Source organism: Streptosporangium subroseum (genome assembly GCF_900188345.1).
Lineage (GTDB): Bacteria > Actinomycetota > Actinomycetes > Streptosporangiales > Streptosporangiaceae > Streptosporangium > Streptosporangium subroseum.
Map to the genome: position 1 here is coordinate 156191 of NZ_FZOD01000010.1, position 23779 is coordinate 179969.

Annotated in this window: 22 protein-coding genes; 10 read left to right on the forward strand and 12 right to left on the reverse strand. The window is 69.2% G+C overall.

The genetic code is table 11. The features are described 5' to 3' along the window. Positions 1-40 precede the first annotated feature (40 nt). Positions 41-448, reverse strand: coding sequence for a DUF779 domain-containing protein (locus tag CHC08_RS13280; RefSeq protein ID WP_089207551.1), 408 nt, complete (start codon positions 446-448; stop codon positions 41-43). A gap of 46 nt (positions 449-494) precedes the next feature. After that, complete coding sequence (adh, locus tag CHC08_RS13285; protein ID WP_089207552.1) at positions 495-2018, reverse strand: aldehyde dehydrogenase; 1524 nt, start codon at positions 2016-2018, stop codon at positions 495-497. A 312-nt stretch (positions 2019-2330) separates the two neighbouring features. On the opposite strand from adh, the gene CHC08_RS13290 reads away from it, so the two are divergent. From CHC08_RS13290 to CHC08_RS13320, 7 genes are all read left to right on the forward strand, one after another. Next, positions 2331-3782, forward strand: a complete 1452-nt coding sequence (locus tag CHC08_RS13290) for a sigma-54-dependent transcriptional regulator family protein (protein ID WP_218825298.1) — start codon at positions 2331-2333, stop codon at positions 3780-3782. Between the two features lie 184 nt (positions 3783-3966). Then, positions 3967-4437, forward strand: a complete 471-nt coding sequence (locus CHC08_RS13295; RefSeq protein WP_275937169.1) for a diol dehydratase small subunit — start codon at positions 3967-3969, stop codon at positions 4435-4437. Positions 4438-4501: 64 nt separating this feature from the next. Beyond that, positions 4502-6910 carry a propanediol/glycerol family dehydratase large subunit gene (locus CHC08_RS13300; RefSeq protein ID WP_275937170.1) on the forward strand — a complete coding sequence of 803 codons (2409 nt, stop codon included), beginning with the start codon at positions 4502-4504 and terminating at the stop codon, positions 6908-6910. A 14-nt stretch (positions 6911-6924) separates the two neighbouring features. Next, the gene (locus tag CHC08_RS13305) at positions 6925-8775 is read left to right on the forward strand and encodes a diol dehydratase reactivase subunit alpha (protein WP_089207555.1); all 1851 of its coding nucleotides are present in this window, start codon (positions 6925-6927) and stop codon (positions 8773-8775) included. Between the two features lie 151 nt (positions 8776-8926). After that, on the forward strand, positions 8927-9424 hold the full coding sequence (locus CHC08_RS13310; RefSeq protein ID WP_143653208.1) for a glycerol dehydratase reactivase beta/small subunit family protein: 498 nt from the start codon (positions 8927-8929) through the stop codon (positions 9422-9424). Next, positions 9417-9860, forward strand: coding sequence for an OsmC family peroxiredoxin (locus CHC08_RS13315; protein WP_089207556.1), 444 nt, complete (start codon positions 9417-9419; stop codon positions 9858-9860). The genes CHC08_RS13310 and CHC08_RS13315 overlap by 8 nt, the downstream gene beginning before the upstream one ends. Positions 9861-10014: 154 nt before the next feature. Then, positions 10015-10434, forward strand: a complete 420-nt coding sequence (locus CHC08_RS13320) for a GlcG/HbpS family heme-binding protein (protein WP_089207620.1) — start codon at positions 10015-10017, stop codon at positions 10432-10434. A gap of 116 nt (positions 10435-10550) precedes the next feature. On the opposite strand, the gene CHC08_RS13325 is transcribed toward CHC08_RS13320, so the two are convergent. Continuing rightward, positions 10551-11510: a hypothetical protein gene (locus CHC08_RS13325; RefSeq protein WP_089207557.1), complete on the reverse strand. Its 960-nt coding sequence runs from the start codon at positions 11508-11510 to the stop codon at positions 10551-10553. 288 nt (positions 11511-11798) lie between these two features. Here CHC08_RS13325 and CHC08_RS13330 point away from each other — a divergent pair, with 288 nt between their 5' ends. Both CHC08_RS13330 and CHC08_RS13335 read left to right on the forward strand, forming a co-directional pair. Beyond that, the gene (locus CHC08_RS13330) at positions 11799-13124 is read left to right on the forward strand and encodes a phytase (protein WP_089207558.1); all 1326 of its coding nucleotides are present in this window, start codon (positions 11799-11801) and stop codon (positions 13122-13124) included. 189 nt (positions 13125-13313) lie between these two features. Continuing rightward, positions 13314-13874: a flavodoxin family protein gene (locus CHC08_RS13335; RefSeq protein ID WP_218825299.1), complete on the forward strand. Its 561-nt coding sequence runs from the start codon at positions 13314-13316 to the stop codon at positions 13872-13874. Positions 13875-14024: 150 nt separating this feature from the next. Here CHC08_RS13335 and CHC08_RS13340 read toward each other — a convergent pair whose 3' ends face one another. Continuing rightward, positions 14025-15410, reverse strand: a complete 1386-nt coding sequence (locus CHC08_RS13340) for a hypothetical protein (protein WP_089207559.1) — start codon at positions 15408-15410, stop codon at positions 14025-14027. Then, positions 15397-15915, reverse strand: a complete 519-nt coding sequence (locus tag CHC08_RS13345) for a SigE family RNA polymerase sigma factor (protein WP_218825300.1) — start codon at positions 15913-15915, stop codon at positions 15397-15399. The genes CHC08_RS13340 and CHC08_RS13345 overlap by 14 nt, the downstream gene beginning before the upstream one ends. Positions 15916-16061: 146 nt before the next feature. Between CHC08_RS13345 and CHC08_RS13350 the strand changes: the two genes are divergently transcribed. After that, positions 16062-16376: a winged helix-turn-helix transcriptional regulator gene (locus CHC08_RS13350; protein ID WP_089207561.1), complete on the forward strand. Its 315-nt coding sequence runs from the start codon at positions 16062-16064 to the stop codon at positions 16374-16376. Positions 16377-16846: 470 nt separating this feature from the next. On the opposite strand, the gene CHC08_RS13355 is transcribed toward CHC08_RS13350, so the two are convergent. From CHC08_RS13355 to cseB, 7 genes are all read right to left on the reverse strand, one after another. Further along, positions 16847-17515: a M15 family metallopeptidase gene (locus CHC08_RS13355; protein ID WP_245878292.1), complete on the reverse strand. Its 669-nt coding sequence runs from the start codon at positions 17513-17515 to the stop codon at positions 16847-16849. A 177-nt stretch (positions 17516-17692) separates the two neighbouring features. Next, on the reverse strand, positions 17693-18898 hold the full coding sequence (locus CHC08_RS13360; RefSeq protein WP_089207562.1) for an ABC transporter permease: 1206 nt from the start codon (positions 18896-18898) through the stop codon (positions 17693-17695). Next, positions 18895-19584 carry an ABC transporter ATP-binding protein gene (locus CHC08_RS13365; protein WP_089207563.1) on the reverse strand — a complete coding sequence of 230 codons (690 nt, stop codon included), beginning with the start codon at positions 19582-19584 and terminating at the stop codon, positions 18895-18897. Before CHC08_RS13365 ends, CHC08_RS13360 begins: the two co-directional genes overlap by 4 nt. Continuing rightward, entirely contained in the window at positions 19581-20681 is a 1101-nt protein-coding gene (locus tag CHC08_RS13370) for an efflux RND transporter periplasmic adaptor subunit (RefSeq protein WP_089207564.1), read from the reverse strand. Before CHC08_RS13370 ends, CHC08_RS13365 begins: the two co-directional genes overlap by 4 nt. After that, positions 20678-21169, reverse strand: a complete 492-nt coding sequence (locus CHC08_RS13375) for a hypothetical protein (RefSeq protein WP_089207565.1) — start codon at positions 21167-21169, stop codon at positions 20678-20680. The genes CHC08_RS13370 and CHC08_RS13375 overlap by 4 nt, the downstream gene beginning before the upstream one ends. Positions 21170-21581: 412 nt before the next feature. After that, positions 21582-22841 carry a sensor histidine kinase gene (locus tag CHC08_RS13380; RefSeq protein WP_089207566.1) on the reverse strand — a complete coding sequence of 420 codons (1260 nt, stop codon included), beginning with the start codon at positions 22839-22841 and terminating at the stop codon, positions 21582-21584. Between the two features lies 1 nt (position 22842). Next, positions 22843-23571, reverse strand: coding sequence for a two-component system response regulator CseB (gene cseB, locus CHC08_RS13385; RefSeq protein WP_089207567.1), 729 nt, complete (start codon positions 23569-23571; stop codon positions 22843-22845). Positions 23572-23779 lie beyond the last annotated feature (208 nt).

Below are 23779 nucleotides of genomic sequence, written 5' to 3' on the forward strand. Positions count from 1 at the left end.
GACTCGACGACCCGGCCGCCCCGGCAGCGGGTCCCGGTGGTCAGACGTCGTCGAGTTCGCTCAGCTCGTCGTCCGTGAACAGCCGGGAGCGGACCAGGAAGCGCACGCCTTCCGGAGCCTCCACGGAGAAACCGCTGCCCCGGCCGGGCACCACGTCGATCGTGAGGTGGGTGTGCCTCCAGTACTCGAACTGCGACGCCGACATCCACACCGGGATCGGTTCGTCGACGCCGTCCACCGTGAGGTCGCCGACGTGGGCGTCGGCCCTGCCGGTACGGAACTCTCCCAGCGGATAGCACATCGGGGAGCTGCCGTCGCAGCATCCCCCGGACTGGTGGAACATCAGCGGTCCATGCTGTCCGGTGAGCCGTCGCAGCAGGTCGGCCGCTGCGTCGGTGAGATCGACTCGCTTCCCCGAAGGACGGGGACGGCGCTCCTGAACGGACATGATCAGATTCCTGAAGGGCGAGAACGGCGCTTGTGAACGGACATGATCAGAAGAAACCCTGGGCGTTCTGCGAGTAGGACACCAGCAGGTTCTTCGTCTGCTGGTAGTGATCGAGCATCATCTTGTGGTTCTCGCGGCCCATGCCGGACTGCTTGTACCCGCCGAACGCGGCGTGTGCGGGGTAGGCGTGGAAGCAGTTGGTCCACACCCGGCCCGCCTGGATCTCCCGGCCGGCGCGGTAGGCGGTGTTGCCGTCGCGCGACCACACGCCCGCGCCCAGCCCGTACAGGGTGTCGTTGGCGATCTTTATCGCGTCGGCGTAGTCGTCGAACCGGGTCACCGACACCACCGGGCCGAAGATCTCCTCCTGGAAGATCCTCATCTTGTTGTGGCCCTCGAACACCGTCGGCCGGATGTAGTAACCGCCGGACAGTTCGCCGCCGAGGTCCGCCCTCTCGCCGCCGGTGAGGATCTTCGCGCCCTCCTTCTGCCCGATGTCGATGTAGGAGAGGATCTTCTCGAACTGGTCGTTGGAGGCCTGTGCCCCGATCATGGTGTCGGTGTCCAGGGGATGGCCCTGCTTGATCCTCTCCACCCGCGCGATGGCGTCGGGCATGAACGTCGAGTAGATGGACGACTGGATCAGCGCTCGCGACGGGCAGGTGCACACCTCGCCCTGGTTCAGCGCGAACATCGCGAAGCCCTCCTGCGCCTTGTCGTAGAAGTCGTCCCGCGAGTCCGCGACGTCGGCGAAGAAGATGTTGGGGCTCTTGCCGCCCAGTTCGAGAGTGACCGGGATGATGTTCTCGCTGGCGTACTGCATGATCAGCCGCCCGGTGGTGGTCTCCCCGGTGAACGCCACCTTGCGGACCTGCGGGTGCTGGGCCAGAGGCTTTCCGGCCTCCACTCCGAACCCGTTGACCACGTTCAGCACGCCCGGCGGGACGAGATCGGCGATCAGGTCCAGCAGCACGTGGATCGAGGCCGGGGTCTGCTCGGCGGGCTTGAGCACCACCGTGTTGCCGGCGGCCAGCGCCGGGGCCAGCTTCCAGGTGGCCATCAGGATCGGGAAGTTCCACGGGATGATCTGCGCGACCACGCCCAGGGGCTCGTGGAAGTGGTACGCCACGGTGTCGGCGTCGATCTGCGAGATCGAGCCCTCCTGCGCCCGGATCGCCCCGGCGAAGTAGCGGAAGTGGTCGACGGCCAGCGGGATGTCCGCGGCCAGGGTCTCCCGTACGGGCTTGCCGTTCTCCCACGACTCGGCGACCGCGATGGCCTCCAGGTTCTGCTCGATCCTGTCTGCGATCTTGTTCAGCACCCCGGCACGCTCGGCGGGCGAGGTACGGCCCCACGCGGCCGCGGCGCCCTCCGCGGCGGCCACCGCACGGTCGACGTCCTCGGCGGTGCCCCGGGCGATCTCGGTGAACGTGCCGCCGGTCACCGGGGTGGGGTTCTCGAAGTACTGGCCCTTTGCCGGTGGGACGTACTCACCGCCGATGAAGTGGTCATAGCGTGGCTGGAACGTCACGATGCTGCCTGGCTCACCCGGCGCCGCGTACCTTGCCATGGTTCTGCCCCCTATATCATGAATTGACGGTTATATATCAACTTAGGAAGGCCGACGTTGCAGCATCGTTGCACGGGGGAACGCCTGGCGGGTACGGTCGGCTGCCCGCCTTCGCCGAGATAGAGGCAGGCGTCGCGCGGCATGCTGGTGTAGGTCCGGTCACCGGCAGTGACGGTTGCCCTGACGCGCCCCGTCAGGGTCGCCGCGGAGCGCACTATGAAAGTCCATCCCTCCAAAGCCTCGACAGCAGCACCGACAGCAGCCCCAGCGCCAATAGCAGCCCCGACGGCCCTGAGCCTGGCGTCGGACCCCGTGGCGCAGTTCCATCTGCTGCAGCAGGTGCGCGAGGCCACGCTCGGCGGTGAGAAGGCGACGGTGTCGCTCCGCTCGGTGATCTCCGAGTCCTGGCGGCGCTCACTGGCCGCCCATGTGGACCCGGAGGACTACCAGCCGCCGGTGGTCTACGGATCGGACGAGGTGGCCGACGTACGATCGGCGCATCCGCTGCGCGCCGTGGTGCCACTCCTGCGTGATCTGCTGGTCGGCATCGCGGACGAGTCACGGCACGTCATGATCGTCACCGACGCGGAGGGCACCATCCTCTGGCGTGAGGGGCCGAGCGACATCTGCCTGCGGGCGGACCCGGTCGGGCTGTGCGAGGGCGCCCGCTGGACCGAGGACGTCATCGGGACCAACGCGATGGGCACCGCTCTCGCGATCGACGCCCCGGTGCAGATCTACTCCGCCGAGCATCTTGTACGGACCTATCACACCTGGACCTGCGCGGCCGCGCCCATCCACGACCCGGACACCGGAGACCTGCTCGGCGCGGTCGACGTCAGCGGACTGCTCCAGGCGTTGCACCCCGCGGTGGTCTGCCTGGTCAACGCCACCGCGCAGCTCGCCGAGAGTCACCTGCGCGGGCAGATGCAGCTGCGTGACGAGCGGTTGCGGGTCAGGAACATGCCGCACCTGGCCGGGCTGCGCGGCGAGGCGGGCGCGCTGCTGACCCCGACCGGGCGGGTCCTCGCCGCCGAGCCGCTCGGCCGGTGGCCCGAGCGCGTCCGGATCCGGTCCGGTGCCGATCGGGTCCTGCTCGACGACGGCCGCGAGGCGCTGGTCGAGCCGCTGGCCGAGGGATACCTGCTCCGGGTTCCCCGCTCGGCGCGGGCGGTGCCGCGCCGGCCCAAGCTGTCGCTGTCGTTCCTCGGAGATCGGCCGGTGGCGGTGCTGGACGGCCGCGAGCTGCCGCTGACCCTGCGGTGGGCCGAACTGCTCGCCCTGCTCGCCCTGCACCCCGCCGGGCTGACCGCCGAGCAGCTGGCGCTGCAGCTCTACGGCGACGACGGCAACCCCGCGACGGTGCGCGCCGAGATCCACCGGCTCCGGACACAGCTCGGCGACGCGGGCATGCAGGCCAAGCCGTACCGGCTGCGGGCCGACGTCGAGGCCGATTTCCTCGCCGCGCGGGCCGCGCTGAGCTCGGGTGACGTACGCGCGGCGGTGGCGGCCTGCCACGCGTCGCTGCTCGCCGGCTCGGAGGCGCCCGCCATCCGGGCGGAGCGCTACCACCTGGTGGCGGCGCTGCGGTCGGCCGTCCTCGATCACCACGACCTCGACGCGCTGTGGACGTTCGCGCAGAGCGAGCCCGGCAACGACGACCTCGAGGTGTTCGAACGCCTCGCCGGTGAGCTGCCCGCGCACGACCCCCGGCGGCCGGTCGTCGTGGCAAGGCTCGCGTGGCTGATCGCCGAGGACGAGTAGCCGCCCGCCGTACCCGGCGGAGAGAAGACCACGGTTCAACACCGCAAAAGCGAGGTGATTAAATCGCCAAATTTGCACAATCAGTGAGCGCTATGTCATTGCAACGTAACGTTTCTTAGCATTCGTCACATCTTGGCACCGCGGTGACCGTTCATGCGTTCGGTCGGAGACGGTGGCGACTCCGGTGACATCGAGCCCGCGGGCTCGTGATGGAGAAGGCAGGTGCGAGCCGATGACCTCGGAAAAGCTGGATCCGCAGCGCGATTACCCGTTGGCGTCCCATCGTCCGGAGCTGCTCAGGACCCCGACCGGCAAGCGTCTCGACGAGATCACCATGGAGGCCGTCCTGGCCGGCGAGGTGGCGGCCGAGGATCTCCGCATCGCGCCGGAGACGCTGCGGCTGCAGGCGCAGATCGCGGACTCCGTCGGCAGGCCGCAGCTCGGGCAGAACTTCCGCAGGGCCGCCGAGCTGACCGCGTTGCCCGACGAGAAGGTGCTGGGGTTCTACAACGCGCTGCGGCCGCGCGCCTCCACAAAACAGCAGCTGACCGCGATCGCGGAGGAGTTGGAGCATGACTACTCCGCCACGCTGTGCGCGCAACTGATCAGGGAGGCCGCCGACGTGTACGAGCGCCGGGGCATCCTCGCGAGCTGAGCACGCCACGCGTTCGCCGGACGTATTCGCCGGCGACAGAGGCATCAGGAAGGTGAGACCGGAGATGAGCACCAAGCGCGCGGCGCGTCCCCAAACGTCAACGACCCAGACGCCGGCGGCCCAAGCGACAGCGGCCCTTCAGCGGCCCGGCCGCCAGACGCCGGCGGTCCCCAGGCGTTCCAAGCGCACGGAGATCCTGGAGAACCGCCCGGTCAACCTCGACGGTTTCGTGGAGGAGTGGCCCGAGGTCGGCATGGTCGCGATGGACAGCCCGTACGACCCGCGGCCGAGCGTGCGGGTGAAGGACGGGACCATCGTGGAGATGGACGGGAAGGACAGGAAGGATTTCGACTTCCTCGACCAGTTCATCGCCGACCACGCGATCGACGCCGCCGCGGCCGAGCGGGCGATGGCCATCCCGGCGACCGAGATCGCGCACATGCTGCTGGACCCGAGGGTGTCGCGCGCCGAGGTGCTGGCGGTGTCGTCCGGGCTGACGCCCGCCAAGCTGCTCGAGGTCGTCAAGACCATGAACGTGGTCGAGATGATGATGGCGATGCAGAAGATGCGGGCGCGGCGCACCCCGGCCAACCAGGGACACTCCACGAGCGCGCGGGACAACCCGGTCCAGGTGGCCGCGGACGCCGCAGAGGCCGGGCTGCGGGGGTTCCGCGAGCTGGAGACCACCCTCGGCGTGGTGCGGTACGCCCCGCTGGTGGCCATCGCGCTGCAGGTCGGCGCCCAGGCGGGGAAGCCAGGTGTGCTCACCCAGTGCGCGCTGGAGGAGGCCACGGAGCTTGAGCTGGGCATGCGCGGCATCACCGCCTACGCGGAGACGATCTCGGTGTACGGCACCGAGCAGGTCTTCTGCGACGGCGACGACACCCCGTGGTCGAAGGCGTTCCTCGCCTCCGCGTACGCGTCCCGCGGGATCAAGATGCGGTTCACCTCCGGCACCGGCGCCGAGGTCCAGATGGGCAACGCCGAGGGCAAGTCGATGCTGTACCTGGAGGTCCGTTGCATCCTGGTCGCCAAGGGCGCCGGGGTCCAGGGTCTGCAGAACGGCTCGATCAGCTGCATCGGCGTGCCCGGCGCGGTGCCGGCGGGGATCCGCGCCGTACTGGCCGAGAACCTCATCGCCAGCACCGTCGACCTCGAATGCGCCTCCGGCAACGACCAGTCCTTCTCGCACTCCGACATGCGCCGCACCGCGCGGATGATGCCGCAGCTGCTGCCCGGCACCGACTTCATCTGCTCGGGCTACTCCGCCGTGCCGAACTACGACAACATGTTCGCCGGTTCCAACATGGACCCCGAGGACTACGACGACTGGAACACCCTCCAGCGGGACCTGCAGGTCGACGGCGCGCTCCGGCACGTCCCGGAGGCCGAGATCCTCGCCGCCCGCAACCGGGCCGCGCGAGCGCTGCAGGGCGTGTTCGCCCACCTCGACCTGGCGCCGATCACCGACAGGGAGATCGAGGCCGTCACCTACTCCCACGGCAGCAAGGAGCTGCCGCTCCGGGACGTGCTCGAAGACCTGAAGTCGGCGCAGTCGGTGATGGACCGGGGCGTCACCGGGCTCGACATCGTCAAGGGACTGGAGGCCGGCGGTTTCCCCGAGGTGGCCGAGGCGCTGCTGGGCGTGCTGAGGCAGCGGGTCTCCGGTGACCTGCTGCACACCTCGGCGATCCTTACCCCGGAGCTGACGACACTCTCGGCCGTCAACGACGCCAACGACTACGCGGGTCCGGGGAGCGGATACCGTCCGAGCGGCGCGCGGTGGGAGGAGATGAAACAACTCCGGCACGTCGTCAGCGCCCGCAACCCGGAACAGGAGGTCGGAGGCTCCTCCCCGAAGGCGGTTCCGGCCGGGACGGCGGTAGGCACGGGAGGCACGGCCGGTCGGCGCACGCTGCACCTGGAGGAGAAGGGCGCGGCCCATCAGGGGCGCCGCTCCGACGAGGTGGTCATCGGCATCTCACCGGCGTTCGGCGACTTCTTCTCCAAGACCATCGTCGACGTTCCGCACGCGGAGGTGCTGCGTGAGCTGCTGGCCGGGGTGGAGGAGCAGGGCGTGCACGCCCGCGTCATCCGGCTCCGCTCCAGCGCCGACCTCGCGGTCATCGCCCACACCGCGGCCAGGCTCTCCGGCTCCGGCATCGGGATCGGCATCCTCTCGCGCGGGACCACCATGATCCACCAGAAGGACCTGGTCCGCCTCTCCAACCTGGAGCTGTTCCCGCAGGCGCCGTTGATGGACCTGGAGACCTTCCGAATGATCGGCCGCAACGCGGCCCGGTACGCCAAGGGGGAGTCGCCCGAACCCGTGCCCTCACGCAACGACTACATGGCCCGTCCGCGCTGGCAGGCCAAGGCCGCGCTGCTGCACATCAAGGAGACCGAGTTCGTACGCCCGGACGCCGGGCCGGTGGAGCTCGGGGCGCTGATCAGCATGGCCGACGCCGGCTGAGGCTGGGGAAGATCATGTCCCTGGTGGCAGGGGTGGACATCGGCAACTCGACCACCGAGGCGTGCCTCACGGACGTCGGCGAGGACGGGAAGGTCACCTACCTCTCCGGGGCGCTGGGCAGGACCTCGGGGGTGAAGGGCACCACGGAGAACGTCTCGGGTGTCGTCGAGGTCGTGCGCAAGGCCCTGGCCGGGGCCGGACGTGATCCGGCCGAACTCCAGACGGTGCTGGTCAACGAGGCGACCCCCGTGATCAGCGGAATGGCCATGGAGACGATCACCGAGACGATCATCACGGAGTCCACGATGATCGGGCACAACCCGGAGACGCCCGGTGGTGTCGGACTGGGGGTCGGCACCACCGTGGCCTTCCCGGACCTGCCGCGCTGCGCCGCGGGGAGCGCGGTGATCTGCGTGGTCGGCGCCGGAGTCGACTTCGAGGACGCCGCCGCGGGGATCAACGGCGCCGCCGCGCGCGGGGTCCGGGTCACCGGCGTGGTCGTGCACGCCGACGACGCCAACCTGATCGCCAACCGGCTGGCCGAGCAGGTACCGGTGGTCGACGAGGTCACGCTGGTGGACAGGGTGCCGCTGGGCATGTCGGCCGCCGTCGAGGTCGCGGAGCAGGGCCGCACCATCCGGACCCTGTCCAACTCCTACGGGATCGCCACGGTGTTCGAGCTCAACCCCGAGCAGACCCGCATGATCGCGCCGGTGGCGCGGGCGCTGGTGGGCAACCGTTCGGCCGTGGTGGTGCGCACCCCGGCCGGGGACATCACCGACCGCAGGATCCCCGCGGGCACCCTGACCCTGATCGGGGAGAAGGCCAAGCGGCCGGTCGAGATGGAGGCCGGCGCCGAGGAGATCATGGCGACGCTGCAGCGGGTGCAGCCCCTGGTCGACGCCGTCGGCGAGCCCGGCACCCATGTCGGCGGGATGCTCGCCCGCGTCCGCGACACCATGTCGGGGCTGACCGCGATGCCGGTCGACACCGTACGCATCCAGGATGTGCTCGCCGTGGACACCTTCGTACCGCAGCGGATCACCGGTGGCCTGGCGGGGGAGTTCGCGCTGGAGAACGCGGTCGCGCTGGCCGCGATGGTACGTACCAGCAGGGGGCCGATGGAGCTGCTCGCCGCGCAGCTGCGCGCGGCCCTCGGCACGGAGGTGCTGATCGGCGGCGTCGAGGCCGACATGGCACTGCTGGGCGCGCTCACCACTCCGGGTACCGAGAGGCCGGTGGCGATCCTCGACCTCGGCGGCGGATCCACTGACGCGGCGGTGTCCACCGAGAACGCCGAGGTGCACTCGGTGCACCTGGCCGGGGCAGGCGACCTGGTCACCAACCTGATCGACTCCGAGCTCGGGCTGGAGAACCTGGAACTCGCCGAAGAGATCAAGAAGTACCCGCTGGCGAAGGCGGAGAGCTTCTTCCACATCCGCATGGAGGACGGCACCGTCCGCTTCTTCGAAAAGCCCCTGCCCGCCGACGCCTTCGCCCGCGTCGTCGTGCTCACCGACGCCGGCATGCACCCGATCCCCACCCGGCACGGCGTGGAGAAGATCCGTCAGGTGCGCAGATCCGCCAAGCACCGGGTCTTCGTGGTCAACGCGCTCCGTGCGCTGGAGCAGGTGGTCCCGGGCGGCAACATCCGGCGTACGGGTTTTGTGGTGGTCCTGGGCGGTTCCGCGCTGGACTTCGAGATCCCGGACATGATCGCGGAGGCCGTCGCGGAGTTCGGGATCGTCAGCGGGACCGGCAACGTGCGTGGCTCCGAGGGCCCGCGCAACGCGGTGGCCACCGGCCTGGTCGTCGGCTACGCGTCGGCACGGGCGGCCAGAACCGCGGTGAGCGCTGATGGATGACATGGACGGCACGGCCGGGACCGTGGATGAGAGGTCGGCGGATCATGTGGCCGGGATCATGGGTGAGAGGTCGACAGATCCTGTGGCCGGGACCGTGGGTGAGAGGTTGACGGATCATGCGGTCAGGACCGTGGTGAGGAGCTGACGGATCATGCACCACGCACCTGTCAATGACCGGCACTCCGATCGCGCGGGGCGAAACCGGCCCGCAGTGGTGTTGCTCCACCACCCGGATCTCGGAAATCGGCACTGCCTGCGTGAGATCACCGCCGGCATGGAGGAGGAGGGCGTGCCATGCCGCATCGAGAGCGTGCCCCGCCCTGCCGAGAACGAGTCGTACCGCACCGAAGACAGGCCGTACCGTGCTGAGAACGGGCCGTACCGTGCTGAGAACGGGTCGTGCCCTGCCGGGAACGCGGCGGACGGCGGCGCGCGGGAGCTGGCCTTCGCCGCGGCCCAGGCCTCCAACCTCGACGTGGGGATAGGCGTGGACGCCGCGGGGTACATCTGTGTGCACCACGCCAAGTTGCCGCCGGACGCGCCCGCGGTGGCGGGCCCGCCTTCGAGTGCCCGCACCATGGGGCACAACGCCGCCCGGCTGGTCGTCGGCATTCCGTTCAAGCAGCAGGAGGGCTCTTCCCATGCCTGATCGCATTGCCACGACACGATGGACCGGTGAGCTGGTCACCGGATCGGGAACGGTCACCCTCGTCTCCTCGGGAGCGGGCCGGTTCACGTTCTCGCTGCCCACCCGGGCCGGCGAACCGGACGGTCAGACCAGCCCGGAGGAGCTGATCGCCGCGGCACACTCCGCCTGCTACAGCATGCAGCTGTCAGCGCTGCTCACCGCGGCCGGCACACCCCCGGAACGGATCGACACCACGGCGACGGTGTCCCAGAACCAGCGTGGAGAGGCCTACCTGATCACGGAGATCCGGCTGGTCGTGCGGGCCGCCGTTCCGGGCGTCGACGCGGAGGCCTTCCGCCGGGCGGCTACGAAGGCCAAGGAAACCTGCCCCGTCTCCGTGGCACTCAGCGCCACGGAGATCACCTTGGACGCGGAGCTGGAACAGGTGCCCACCTAGGAGCGCGACGGCACCCGCGATCTCGTCGATCAGTGAGGGGGACATCATCCGCGACCGTACCGATCGGTGAAGAGAGATCTCGTCCGCGACCGTATTGATCGCCAAGTGAAGATCTCGTCCGCGACCGTAATGATCAGTGAAGGGAGACGTCATCATGCCCGCACGATTCGGCCTCGCCGAGGCCCGCCACGTGCTGGACGCCGCGCTGGACAAGGCGGATGAGATCGGCCAGCCCATGGACATCGCCGTGGTCGACGACGGCGGACACCTGCTGGCGTTCGCACGCCAGGACGGCGCCATCCGCGCCGGCATCGACATCGCCGTCCGCAAGGCCCGCACCGCCATACTGATGGGGATGACCACCGAGCAGCTGGGGATGGCGGCCGCGCCCGGTGGCTCGCTCTACGGCATCGAGGTGACCAACGGAGGCCTGGTGATCTTCGGTGGCGGCATCCCGCTGGCCGAGGCGGGCGGTGAGGTCGTCGGCGCGATCGGGGTGAGCGCGGGAAACGTGGAACAGGACATCACGGTCGCCCAGGCAGGGGTGGAGGCCTTCGACAAGCACGCCGGATAGCCGCGGCGTACGACCTGCTCCCTACGGAGGAGCTGGCTCTCCACGACGCGTTGCCACCATGATCGTCCTGTTGGCAGTGACGGCACTGATAAGCCTGAGCATCTCGACCACTAAGATCATTCACCCGGTACGGCTCCGCCGTCCTTGAGCGGGGCGAGCCGCGTCACCTGGTCACGGACGGGGTCGTCGATGTCGGCTTGGAGCAGCCCGTTGTCGATGCCGGGCTTGCAGCCCATCGAGATCTGGACGTCTGCGGGCGGTCCGTCCTCGTAGCCGAACAGCAGCCGGAAATGGCCTTGGTCCATGCCTGCGATCGGATGGCACCCGCTCTCGCTGGGCACGGAGTCCAGGGAGTTCAGCGTCGCCGCCAGAGTCGTGGCCACCTGTCCGCCGTGCTCCAGCCGCGGGGGCCGCCCATCGTATGAGGCGGCCTCCCCGCACACCAGGACGGAGATGGGCTTGTCGGGCACCATTCGCTCGTCCTGACCCCGGCGTCCGGTGGTGCGCCCCTTGCAGGGGTCGTCCGGTTGCACGGGCTTCCATGTTCCCGTCCGGTAGGCGGCGGTGATGTTGGGCCCGACGTAGGAGCGGCTGCCGGTCGTGCCGTTCGTGGTCCTCGCGCAGGAGTTGACCTCTTCGGCGCTGCCCACCCAGAGCGCCTTTCCGTCCGGGTAGGCGAACCGGATGAGATAGTTCGTCATCGGCCCGCCCATTGCCGTGCATGCAAAGCCGTGATCCGCTGTGCTCACCGGAAGGTAGCCGAGGTCGCGGGCCATCGCCTTGGTCTCGCCCGTCAGGGTCCGGGACCCGGCGAGCCGTTCACCCCCCGGATCCGTGTTGCTCCCGGGATAGGCGCAGATCATCGCCTCGATCGGCTCGCCGGGCACGAGTGACTCCTCGGCCCCGTCGAGGTCGGCGGCGGCGGGCACCCAGCCGCCGATCGTGTCGCTGTCCCATCGCTGCGGGCACGCCGCCGGCACCGGTGGTGACCCGCTCACCGATCGTGAGATCAGTACGGCTGCCGCGCATATCGCGATCACGGCCAGGGCCGCGCCGATCACATAGAGAGGCTTCACAACGCTGAGACGTTGATTCCGCTCAATCGGTTCGATCGACTCATATGTATATCGACCAGATGACTGATAAATCCGTAAACGATGCCTCGGCTCATCGACTTTCAGTTCACCGGACGGTCCCAGACCCGTTCTCCTCGGCACAGCCGGCTGTCGCCGCCGGGAAGAAGGCGGTCGGCCGTGACGACTAACGGAATCCCGATTTGGCGGGGAGTTTCGGCACGGTTCATCGTCCCTTCCGTTTCTCTGAACAGGATCAAGGTTGCAAGGTTCCCTTACGAGGAGAAGTCAATGCGCCCTCTGACCGCCCTGGCATCCACCGCGTTGACGATCGGTCTGCTCGGTGTCGTGGCACCACCGGCGACGGCGAGAGACCTGCCCACCGTCGAACCCCGAATCGAGACCCCTGCACTCTTCGACGACGAGGCCGGCGGCAACGCCAACGGCGACGACCCGGCGATCTGGGTCCACCCCACCTCACCGGCGTCGAGCGTGATCGCGACCACCGCCAAGGAGGGCGGTCTGTACGTCTACGACCTCGACGGCAGGCAGCTCCAGCACCTGCCCGCACCGGCCGCGCCCGGTCGGGACGACGAGCCGGGCCGGCTGAACAACGTGGACGTCGTCTACGGCCACGCGTCCAGAGCGGGCCGGTCGGACATCTTCGTCGCCTCCGATCGTGGTTCGGACAAGCTGCGCGTCTACCGCGTCGACCCGGCCAAAGCGGGCCGGAACCGGCGGCCGCTCACCGACATCACCGATCCTGCGGCGCCGTTCGTCTTCAACGCGACCCAGGCGGAGGTGAACAACGCCGAGACCGTGTACGGCCTCGCGACCTGGAAGCGGAACTCGGGCACCTACGTCCTGGTCAGCCGCCGGCACACGACACGGCTCGCGCTGCTGAAGCTCACCGACGCCCCGGGTGGCAAGGTCGGCTACACGAAGCTCCGGACCATCGATCTGCCGTCGAGTTTCACCCTCCCGAACGGTCAGAGCTGGAGCCCCTGCGACGAGCCGGGCGTGGGTCCGCAGATCGAAGGCATGGTCGTCGACGCCCAGACCGGCACGCTCTACGCGGCTCAGGAGGATGTCGGCATCTGGCGCATCTCCGGTGACCTCACCGGCTCACCGGTACTGATCGACCGCGTCCGCGAGTACGGCGTACCGGCCACCTACGACGCCGACACCGAGGAGTGCGTCCCCGGAGCCGATCCCGGATACGGCGGCGACAACCTGACCGCGGACGCCGAGGGCGTGACCATCTACTACGGCAAGGACGGCAAGGGCTACCTGATCGCCTCCGGCCAGGGCGGCGACACCTTCGCCGTCTACGACCGCAGGGGCCGGAACGCCTACCTCGGCTCCTTCCAGGTCGGCGAGCGCGGCGGCATCGACAGCGTGCAGGGCAGCGACGGGACGATGGTGATCAACGTGCCCCTCGGCCGCCGGTTCCCCAAGGGCCTGTTCGTCACGCACGACGGCGCCAACACCCCCGAGGCACTGGATCCCGAGGGCGAGGCGCGCGAGAACACCAACTTCAAGTACGTGAGGTGGGATGACATCGCCCGCCGTCTCGGGCTGACCGTCGACACCACGGGCTGGAACCCGCGCCGCTGAAATTCCGCAGCGGTCAGGTCGGCCCCAGCGGCTGTAGCGGCTGCGGGGGCCACGGCGGCCATGGGCGCGGCGACTGTGTCGAGGCGGTGATCGGCGGCTGTCCGCTCAGGAGGCCGTGTCCGGATTGGCATGGCTCGGGCACGGTCTCCTATGCTCATGCAACTAATGCATGAGCATAGGAGTGGTTCCGTGGACTTCCTTTTCCTGCTGGGCAGCACGCGCCGGGACGGCAACACCGAGGCGCTGGCGCGGCAGGCCGCCACGCATCTTCCCGCGGAGGCGAACCAGAGCTGGTTGCGGCTGAGCGACCTCCCGCTACCGACGTTCGGCGACGTCCGCCACGAGGGGGAGGGCACTTATCCACAGCCGGTGGACAACGAGCGCGTCCTGCTGGAGGCGACCCTCGGGGCGAGTGATCTGGTGATCGCGTCACCGCTCTACTGGTACAGCGTGTCCGCGAGCACCAAGACCTACCTCGACCACTGGACGGCGTGGCTCCGGGTGCCGGGCGCCGACTTCAAGAACCGGATGCGGGGGAAGACCATGTGGGCGATCACCGCGCACACCTCAGAAGACACCGCCCGGGTGGAGCCTCTGCTCGGCACGCTGCGGTTGACCGCCGACTACATGGGCATGCGATGGGGCGGAGAACTCCTCGGATACGGCAACCGTCCGGGACAGGTTCTCGAAGACGCCGAGGCGCTGGCCCGCGCGCGGACCCTGTTCACGTCCCGGGCAGTGCGGGCGTAACCCGGGAGCCATGCCTTCGCGACGACCCGCCTGCCGAACCGGTTGCCGTCAGCGCGGAGCCCGGTCCTCGCGATGCCTTGTGATGACCTGTCTGCCGAACCGGTTGTCGTCGGCGGGGCCCGGTCCTCATAGGTCCGGGCCCCGCCGTGGCTAGGGATTCGGGACGTGAATGCCCGCGACGATCTTGTCCAGCTCGCCGGCCAGATCGGGACTGACCTTGACGTGAACGGCGACGCCCGGGGCCACCCAGAAGGCTCCTCGACGGCCGTCCGAGTCGGTGGTCCATATCCCCACGGGCTCTCTTCCCACTGGGGCGGGCTGCCGCTTCTCCCCGCGCAGGAACTCATTGAGCCACTGGCTGGTGTGCAGGACTCCGCCCCGGACCACGGCGACCTTGACTTCGCGTTTGCCGTCCGACCAGAAACCGGTCGTCGCGCTCCAGTCGGTGCCGAGCCGCGTGCTGCTTAAGGATGTTCGCCGAAGGCCGGAGGGCATATAGGCGACACCGACCTGGTCGATCGATTCGCCAGGTGCGGGTGATGGTTCGGCGGGAGCGATGCCGTTCACGATCCTGTCCAACTCGGGAGCCAGGGTCTGGCTGATGACCAGGATGTATCCGAGTCCTGGCTTTTCCACCCACAGGCGCGCGTGCGCCCGACCCTGGCCAGGAGTGTTCAGGGTGGCACTGTATCCGGGTCTTCCCCGGACCTCCTGCGGTGTGCCGGCGGACAGGTCCTGATGGGCTCTGGCCCAGGCGAGCAGCTTCCGTGAGTCCTCGGCGCCCACTCCGCGCACGGTCAGAAGTCGCATCGAGGTGTCGCTGTCCCCCTTCCACTGCATCTGGGTCCAGGAAGCGGAGCCGCCGATGGAGGTGGGCCCGTCCAGATACAGACCGGAGGGGAGATAGGTGAGGAATAGGCCCTCGAAGACACCACCGGTGCGACCCTCGGGTTCGAGGCCGTCGGCGATGGCCCGGAGATCGCTCCGGTGCCGGGTGCCCACGGCGACGCGCAGGACCAGGTCCGGCCGCTCCACCCAGAGCAGGTCGTCGTCCGCGAGTGTGGTGAGCCCCGGGCGCCCACGCACCAGGACGCCTCCTCGCAGTGTGCCGTCGGACTCCTTGAGCCTGGCCAGCAGGCGCTCGGAATCTCCGACCCCAAGGCTCGTGGGACGGTAGACCGTGACGAGGACCTCGTCGTCTCCCGAGCCCCAGGTCGCCCTGGTCCCCGGGATACCTCCGTCGCGGACCTTCTCCTGCTCGGGCGTGCCGAGGTCGGGGGGAAGGTATCCGACCTGGACGCCGTCGACGATGGCCGACCGGGTGGGAGAGGCCAGGCTGCCTGCCTGCACCCCCAGATAGACGGGTACGGCCACCACCCCGACCACGATCGCGGCGGCCACGGCCAGTGCCTTCAGATGAGACCTCCTGCGCTGACGCGCGCGCCGCATCGCCTGATGGGCGAGATCGGGCGGGGCTCCCAGAGCGGTGGTCTCCTCGATCATCGCTTGACGGAGTTCGTTCTCAAGGTTCGGCATGGGGCAACGCCTCATCGAGGAGATCGGCGCCGATCAGGGCGCGCAGACGGGTCAGGGCCTTGGACGTCTGACTTTTGACCGTTCCGGTGGAGCAACCCAGGACCTCTGCGGTCTGGGCCTCGGTCAGATCCTCGAAGAAACGCAGGACCAGGACCGCCCGCTGGCGAGGCGCCAGGGCGCGAAGGCCGACTATCAGGATCTGGCGGAGTTCGACGCCGGACAGGGCGTCGGGCGCGGGGGTGTCGGGCGGCGCGGGGGTGAAGAGGATCTGCAGGATCGCGTGTCGGCGGGCGCGACTGATCGCGGTGTTGACGATGATGCGGCGCACGTACGGTTCGGGGTCGCTGCCCGCGTGCAGGCGGCCCCAGTTGAGGTAGGCCTTCTCCAGCGCGCTCTGCAGCACGTCTTCGGCCTCGTCACGGGACCCGCAGGTGAGGTGAGCGATCCTGAACAGGCTGGTTCCCCGCGCCGCGACGAACTCGGTGAACTCCTGATGGCTGCTCACATAGCCGCCTTCGGTCTCATACCCGTCCATACGCCCGGCCGGCCCAAAGGGTTGTCGCTACCCGGGTTTTCCGCCGAACTCGACCACCTGGGGGTCGTCGGCGGCCGAATACCGGTTCATTCCGGATCTTCCAGTTTGATCATCAGATGCGTCACCAGCCGATCCGGTGGCGTGGTGGCGGGGTGCTGATCCTCTGGGCGCTCAACGAACGGGCGTGCCGCTTCGGTGAGCTCCGCAGATTGGTGCCGGGGGTGACCGAGAAGGTGCTCGCCTCCCACCTGCGGGAGCTGGAGGTGGACGGCATCGTGCACCGCGAGGCGTACGACGAGGTGCCGCCCCACGTCGAATACTCGCTGACCTCGCTTGGCTTCTCGCTCAACGAGGCACTGGCGCCGCTCGGCGCATGGGGGCGGGAGCACATCCTCGGCAACGTGGAGGACGCTCACCACGCCCCGCATTAGGGCGTACGTCAGAAGTGATCTGGACGGAACGGCAGATCGTCGAGGGCATCCGCTGACGGATCGGGGCGGCGCGGCACAGGAAGCCCAAGAATGTGCGCCGCTACCTCCCCTCACGGCCGAGGCGATCGCGGACGTGGCCGGCCCGTGGGCCCGGTCACGGGCGGCGCCTGCGCCGTCAGCTTTCGGGTGGCTGCGACGGCGCGGGTCTCAGCCCGTCCAAGGTGAGGTCGAGGAGGCGTTCGGCCTGCTCTCGCCGCCGTCGGCGTACCCCTGGGGTCACTGCTCTCCTGGGTCGAGGACAACGTCGAACGCTTCCCCGATCTCCCCTGACCATCGTCCGGCCTCCTGGCGCAGGCCGTACAGCACACCGCGGACGGTGGGTGCCGGCCTTCCTTCGACGGCCGTGGTCGATCGCGGCCATGAAGATCCGCCGGCCCATTCGCTGTGCGCCGTACGGCGCAGCCGTAGATCTACTCTGTTGGGGCCGACCCGCCGTCGCTCGCGTCGGGGAGCATCTCGGGGCAGACACCTCCCGGCGTCGTGGCGAGTTCGAAGTGCCACATCTCGTTCCCGTAGGTCTGGCACAGCCCATAGTCGGTTCCGTGCTGGCTGAGCCAGCTGTCGGCGTCGGTCGGACCGATGTCCACCGCCTCACCGGTGACGTGGTGCGACTGTTCGGGAGTGCCGACGTAACGGCGGGCCTCTCGCTCGCTGCCGTATTTGACGACTGCCTCGTCGAGCAACCGCTGCTGGTACGCCTTGCTCCGCCAGCCGGTTGTCAGGAACATGTCGACGCCGTCTTCGGCCGCGTCGTCCGCCGCCTCCTGTACGGCGTGCAGGAGCTTCGGGTCCAGATTGGCGATCGCGGGCAGTTCGGTGTCGCGGGGAGAGAGATGTCCGCCGTCCGGCACGAAGCCGTCCTGGACGCCGACGGTGTGGCCGGTGCTCCACCCCGGGAATCCGTCGGTGAATGAAGAGGTGTCCATCCATCGGACGCCGAAGACGAATGCCGCCCAGCCGAGGCCGGCCGTGACGGCGATCGCCAATACGGCGACGAGCACGCGCCTCGGCCACTTCCCCCGCGTGACGGCAGGGGGCCGGGGAGGCGGAGCGAACGGCGGGCCGAGCTTTCTGTCCATGAGTGGTTCCCTTCCTGATCGACATCGGAGCTGCGCATACCTGCGTGAGCGGCCTGAGCCGCGACGGCATTTGTTCGGCCCCCGAATGGGATCGTTCGGCCGTCGAATGGGAGGGGCGCGACGTGTCCCCTCCCATTCGGGGGTGAATAGGGTTCCTGCCGCCGGTGCGGTTATCGGTTATCCGTTCAGGGCGGCCGTCGGAGGGGTTCTCGCCGCACGGATCGCCGGGTAGAGGCCGGCGACGGCTCCGATCAGCATGGTCGCGCCGATTCCGCCGGCGAACACGGCGGGCGGTACGGAGATGGGCCAGTCGTTCGTCTCGGCGAACACCGCGATGACTCCGAACCCGAGGGCTGTCCCGGCGAGGCCGCCGAGTGCCGACAGCAGGAGGGCTTCGGCGAGGAACTGGGTCCGGATGTGTCCCCGGGTGGCGCCGAGGGCGCGCCGTAGCCCGATCTCCCTGCGACGTTCGAGTACGGAGATCACCATTGTGTTGGCGACGCCGATGCCTCCGACGAGCAGTGCGACGGAGCCCAGCCCGACCAGCAGGCCGGTGAAGGCGAGGTCCGCGGCGTTCTTCGCCGCCAGGGCGTCGGAGGGCCGTGAAACGCTTACGTTCTCGGGATTCTCCGGGTTGACCGTGCGCGGCAGGAGGTCGCGCACGGCTTCCACCGCGGCGTCGGCCGAGCGCTCGAAGATGACGGTCGGTTTGCCGTCCCAGCCGAAGCGCGAGGTGGCGAACGCCTCCCCGACGAACGCGGAGGTGTCCAGTTCCGGGGCGAGCGGCAGGGCGTCGAGGATCCCGATGACCGTGACCTGGGTGTCGCCGAGCCAGATCTGGCTTCCCGGGCTCACGATGCCGAGCCGGTCGGCGGCGATGCCGCCGAGCACGGCGGTGGGGTAGCTCGCGGTCGCCTCGGTGAACCAGGTTCCCTGGCGCGGCGTGCCGTCGAGGAGGCCGAGAAGATCGAGGCCGGCCGCCTGGACCTCCATGCCACCCGACATGCTCGGGTCGATGAGCCGGTTCCGATACACGTTCACGTCCGGCAGCGTGGCGACCGCTCCGGTTTTCTCGACTCCCCGGATCAGCCCGACCTTGCCGGTGGACTCGGCCGGCAAGGTGACGTCCTCGCCCCCGAACGACTTACCCGGCTGGACGGTCAGCAGGTTCGTGCCCAGTGACGCCAGCTGGGCGTCGAGCTTCGCCCGGCTGGAGGTGGAGATGCCCACGACGGCGATCATCGCCGCGATGCCGATCGCGATGCCGAGCGCGGAGAGGATGACCCGGGTGGGCCGTGAGCTCAGTCCCGACGCGCCCACGCGGTACACGTCGGAGCGGAGCAGGCGTGACCGGCGTATCTCGGTCTGGTTGCCGCGCCTCATGCCGACGCCTTCCGATCGTCGTCGACGACGCGGCCGTCACGGATGGTGATCCGTCTCGGCATCTGCCGGGAGAGCTGCACATCGTGGGTGATCACGACGACGGTGGTGCCCGTGGCGTTGAGCTCGTGAAGCAGCCCCATCACGCTCGCGCCGGAGCTCTGGTCGAGATTGCCGGTGGGCTCGTCGGCCAGCAGCAACGTCGGATCGGACACCGTCGCCCTGGCGATGGCGACGCGCTGCCGTTCGCCGCCGGACAGCTGGTGGGGCCTGTGGCCGAGGCGGTGCGCGAGGCCGACGCGGGTAAGGCTCGCCTGCGCCCGGCGCCGACGCTCGGCGCGGGGCGTGCCCGTGTAAAGGAGGCCGTCCGCGACGTTGTCGAGCGCGCTGACCCCGTCCGCGAGGTGGAACTGCTGGAAGACGAACCCGATCCGGTAGGCGCGCAACGCCGAGAGTTCGGCGTCGCTCATCGCGTCGACATCGTGGCCGTCGATGGTCGTACGCCCACTCGTGGGCCGGTCAAGGGTGCCGATGATGTTGAGCAGGCTCGACTTGCCCGAGCCGCTGGGTCCCACGATGGCGACGAACTCACCGCGGACGACCGACAGCGACACGTGGTCGACCGCTCGCACCGGTGGACTGCCGTGGTCGCGAACCACCTGATCAAGCTCGATGACGGAATCGCTCATAGTACGGGGACCACGACTTTCTGCCCGGTGTCGAGGCCGTCGCCGGTCACTTCCACGGAGCCGCCGGCGAACAGTCCGGTCTTCACCGCGATCGTCTCGGTCGCTCCCGTGTTCCGCACCACCTCGACGCCGTATCCACCCTTCGGCAGGGCGATGAGCGCGGCGATGGGCACGGTCAAGACGTTCTTGCGACTGGCGGTGGGGAAATCGACCGACACGGAGATCTCTTGGAGACGGCCCGCGGCGGCAGGGTGGTCGAGGGTGATGGTCACCGGAACGACGATCCCTTTCCCGTCGCTGCTCTTCTGCTGCCGGGGAGCGCCGACCTTGGAGATGGTGCCGGTCGTCGCCTTGCCCACGAGCAGGTTCACGGTCACCTTGCCCCGCACCTTGGCGAGAGCCTGCTTCGCGGTCGCGAGCTCGACAGTAACGATCTTGTCGAGCCCGGACAGTCTCAGCACGGCGGTGCCCGTCCCGACCTGGTCGCCGACCCGTGCCACGGTCTCCGCCACGCGCACCTCGCCCGGGGCGAAGACGACCAGACCATGGTCGATCGATCCCGTCTCCTTCACCCCGAGGGCGTCCTGCCAGCGCAGGATCGCCGCCTTCGTGTACCAGTCGAAGCGGGTGTCGGGAGTCCCGGTGAAGTAGCCGAGAGTTTCGAGGTTCCGTTCCAGCTGTTGCACATCCGGTCCGTCGCTCATGTCGCTTTTGAAGGCCCGCCATGCGGGGAGCCTGCCGCGCAGCAGCACCACGGGCTGATTGTCGATCGCGTACAGGACGCCGCCGACCTTGACCCTGCCGCCTTCTCGCGGCAGGCGGGTGATCGTGCCGGTACGGCCGGCGTCGATCCCGCTCGCCCCGCCGTAGCTCAGCGATCCGGGCGAGGTGACGGTCTCCTGGAGCGTCTTCCGCTCTACGAGAGCGGTGCCCGCCACACGCTTGTGCTGGGTCTCCTCGGCGACGTCACCCGCAGGCCGCGTGACCGCGATCGCCACGGCGGCGCCGACGACCACGACGGCCGCGATCGAGCAGACCCAGGCGCGGCCGCGCTTTCGCGGCGCCGGTTCGATTACGGGCTGTCCGGAACGCGTCATGGCTTGAAGCACTCATCCAGATCGCTCTGCTTGACGTCCTCGGGCACGACCATGGCCGTTCCCGGCTTGGGATCGTCGACCTTGTATCCGCGGTCGCGGAGACACTTGGTCCGCTCGAGATTCAGGGACTGCACTTCCTGGTCGGTCAGCTTGGGCCCGTCATCAGCCGTCGGCGGTTTGCCGATCTTCTTCAGGCAGGCGTCCTCCGCGACCTTGTAGGCGTCCTGCCGGTCGCCGAAGTCGATCTGCCCGGCCTCCTTGGGAAGCTCGAAGCCCGCCTCGCTCAGGCACGACCGGAACTTGGCCTCCCACGCGTCGTACTTCTGGTCGGCCGTGCCGGCCGAACCCGAATCGGAAGTGGAAGCGGAGGACGAGGTCGACGAGTCGCTCGCCTCATTCGCATTACTGCAACCGGCCAGCAGGCCCGCGAGGCAGGCGAAGGCCGCGAACGCGACGCGAGTACGAGGGAGGTGGAGTGTGCTGGGCATGATTCTTTCTTTCGGTGGCTGTGGTCGCCCGGTGATCAGGCGAGGAGCAGAGCACGTGAAAAGCCCTGGTTCTGAGAGGTTGGTACGCCGTTGCGGCGCACTTCAGCCACCATGCGCGGTGCGGGTGTCCGCGCTGCCGCGGTCGCGTATCCACGGCCGCTTGGATACGCATCGGGCGTGTATCAGCCCTCGGCCGCGGACGAACCCGGCTTCAGGAGTCGCTGGGGGAGCGCCGGACCCGGTATCGGTCCTCGGCGGTGAATCGCCCGGCCTCGGAAGCCCACGGGGAGTGCAGGACGGACGCCGGCCCTTGGCCGCGGGTCGCCCGGCTTTGGAAGTTCTCGGGGAGTGCAGGACGGACGCCGGTCCTTGTCACGGGTCGCCCGGTCTCGTCGGGAGCGCCGGGCAGGTGTCAGCTCTCGGAGCCGACACCGTCCCGCAGGTGGAGCGTGGCGATCGCGCCACCGTCCGGGGCGTTGCCGAAGGTGAGCTCGGCGCCGATCACCTGGGCCTGGCCGGCGGCGATGGTCAGGCCCAGGCCGTGACCCCGTCCGCGTTCGGCCGCGCCGGTGCGGAAGCGCTGCGGCCCCGTCGCCAGCAACTCGTCCGGGAATCCGGGGCCGTGGTCGCGTACGACGATCGTCGTGCCGTTCACGGTGACCTCGACCGGAGACCGTCCGTGGCGGTGGGCGTTGGCGACCAGGTTGGCGACGATCCGGTCGAGGCGGCGAGGATCGGTGTCGGCGACCGGATCGCCGTTCACCGCCAGCCGGACCTGGAGCCCCGTCCGGCGTACGGACTCCTCGACGACCTGGTCGAGCGGCACCGAAGCACGATCGGCGCGTTCCGCGCCCGCGTCGAGGCGGGAGATCTCCAGCAGGTCCTCGATCAGCGCCCTCAGCACCCGCACCCGGTCCCTGACCAGCTCGGTGGCCTCCCCCTCGGGGAGGAGCTCGGCGGAGGTGACCAGGCCCATCAGCGGGGTACGCAGCTCGTGGGCCACGTCGGCGGTGAAGCGTTGCTCGCTCAGCAGCCGGTCCTGCAGGCTGTCCGCCATCGAGTCGACGGCCGCCGAGATCTCGGTGATCTCATCGCCGCCCCGGCCGCCCACCCTGGTCCGGGCGTTCAGGTCGCCGTCCGCGATACGCCGCGCGGTTCGGGCCACCCGCCTCAGCCGCCGGTTGGGCAGCTCGGCGGCCAGCGCCGCCAGGGGCACGACAACGGCGAGCACGGCCAGCGAGGCCATCACGATGTGCCGGTCCAGGGCCCGCAGGCTGCGCATCTCGGTGCCCATGTCGATCTGCACGGCCAGCACCTGGCCGTCGATGGGCTCAGCCCCCCACATCCAGAGACTCTCCGGCTGGCGACCGTCGTACCAGGTGCTGAATCGCCCGGTGCTCCTGACCTGCTGGAGCAGTGCGGGCGGGATCTCCCCGCTGTAACCGGCCGACGCGTCGCCCGTGCGCCGGTAGTCGTTCTCCGCCTCCCCCATCGCGACGTAAGCCCGGCCCTCGCCCAGGCTCATGGAACGCTCAAGGGTGCTCCGGTGGACCAGTATCCCGACGGCCAGCGCGACCGCGCAGGACGCCATGGCCACCAAGGCCGCGATCTTCCAGCGCAGCGACCTCCAGTTCAGCAGCCTGCGCGCCGCCTGGACGATGGCGTGTCCCATCTCAGCGCCGCAACTTGTAACCGAAGCCGCGGACCGTCTCGATCCGGTCGGGGCCGATCTTCTTGCGCAGCCGCTGGACACACAGGTCGACGACGCGGCTGTCCCCGTCCCAGCCGTAGTCCCAGACGTTGCGCAGCAGGGTCTGCCGGTCCAGCACGATCCCCGGGTTCGCCGCGAACTCCAGCAGCAACCGCAGCTCGGTGGGGGCCATCCCCACCGGCTCACCGGCCCGGCGCACCTCCAGGCCCTGGGGATCGATGGTCAGGTCCCCGAAGACCAGGTCGCCGGCGCCGCCTGCAGCGGGCTCCGGAGCGTGCTCGGGGCTCGGGGCGAAGGAGGCCCGGCGCAGCAGGGAACGGATCCTGGCCACCAGCACGGAGGTGTCGACCGGCTTGACGACGTAGTCGTCGGCCCCCGCCTCCAGACCCGACACCACGTCCAGGGCGTCACCGCGCGCGGACATCATCAGGATCGGGGCCAGGCTCGACTCCCTGATCCTCCGGCACAGCCCGATGCCGTCCAGCCCCGGCAGCATCACGTCCAGCAGCAGCAGGTCGTGCGGCTGGTCCCTGAACAGTTCGAGGCCGGTCAGACCGTCGCCCGCGGTGCTCACGCGATAGCCGTAGCGTTCCAGGGCCATCCCGACCGCCCTGCGGATCACCTCGTCGTCCTCGACGAGCAGTACCGTGACAGGATCTGGTGGGCCACCGCCGACCTCTGAAACCGACATTTCTCCCCAAATATGACTAAAAAGGTATAAAAGACAATATAAGGACTCTCTCCGTGGGGGCGCGAAGGCGTCGCCGGACCTCCTCCGGCGACCGGTACGCCGCGGCGGCGCGCACCCCGGCCACCCCGCGAGATCCGCAGGTGCCCATGGTGTCGGTGCCGGACCTCCGTGACGGCTCAGCCGTGTATCAGCCGTGAATCAATCCGTC

Coding starts and splice junctions, on each gene's coding strand:
- adh (WP_089207552.1), bottom strand. CDS start 2,018: ATGGCAAGGTACGCGGCGCCGGGTGAGCCAGGCAGCATCGTGACGTTC.
- CHC08_RS13350 (WP_089207561.1), top strand. CDS start 16,062: ATGCGTCACCAGCCGATCCGGTGGCGTGGTGGCGGGGTGCTGATCCTC.
- CHC08_RS13370 (WP_089207564.1), bottom strand. CDS start 20,681: ATGACGCGTTCCGGACAGCCCGTAATCGAACCGGCGCCGCGAAAGCGC.
- CHC08_RS13305 (WP_089207555.1), top strand. CDS start 6,925: ATGTCCCTGGTGGCAGGGGTGGACATCGGCAACTCGACCACCGAGGCG.
- CHC08_RS13340 (WP_089207559.1), bottom strand. CDS start 15,410: ATGCCGAACCTTGAGAACGAACTCCGTCAAGCGATGATCGAGGAGACC.
- CHC08_RS13380 (WP_089207566.1), bottom strand. CDS start 22,841: ATGGGACACGCCATCGTCCAGGCGGCGCGCAGGCTGCTGAACTGGAGG.
- CHC08_RS13315 (WP_089207556.1), top strand. CDS start 9,417: ATGCCTGATCGCATTGCCACGACACGATGGACCGGTGAGCTGGTCACC.
- CHC08_RS13360 (WP_089207562.1), bottom strand. CDS start 18,898: ATGAGGCGCGGCAACCAGACCGAGATACGCCGGTCACGCCTGCTCCGC.
- CHC08_RS13300 (WP_275937170.1), top strand. CDS start 4,502: ATGAGCACCAAGCGCGCGGCGCGTCCCCAAACGTCAACGACCCAGACG.
- CHC08_RS13310 (WP_143653208.1), top strand. CDS start 8,927: ATGCACCACGCACCTGTCAATGACCGGCACTCCGATCGCGCGGGGCGA.
- CHC08_RS13330 (WP_089207558.1), top strand. CDS start 11,799: ATGCGCCCTCTGACCGCCCTGGCATCCACCGCGTTGACGATCGGTCTG.
- CHC08_RS13320 (WP_089207620.1), top strand. CDS start 10,015: ATGCCCGCACGATTCGGCCTCGCCGAGGCCCGCCACGTGCTGGACGCC.
- cseB (WP_089207567.1), bottom strand. CDS start 23,571: ATGTCGGTTTCAGAGGTCGGCGGTGGCCCACCAGATCCTGTCACGGTA.
- CHC08_RS13280 (WP_089207551.1), bottom strand. CDS start 448: ATGTCCGTTCAGGAGCGCCGTCCCCGTCCTTCGGGGAAGCGAGTCGAT.
- CHC08_RS13355 (WP_245878292.1), bottom strand. CDS start 17,515: ATGGACAGAAAGCTCGGCCCGCCGTTCGCTCCGCCTCCCCGGCCCCCT.
- CHC08_RS13375 (WP_089207565.1), bottom strand. CDS start 21,169: ATGCCCAGCACACTCCACCTCCCTCGTACTCGCGTCGCGTTCGCGGCC.
- CHC08_RS13365 (WP_089207563.1), bottom strand. CDS start 19,584: ATGAGCGATTCCGTCATCGAGCTTGATCAGGTGGTTCGCGACCACGGC.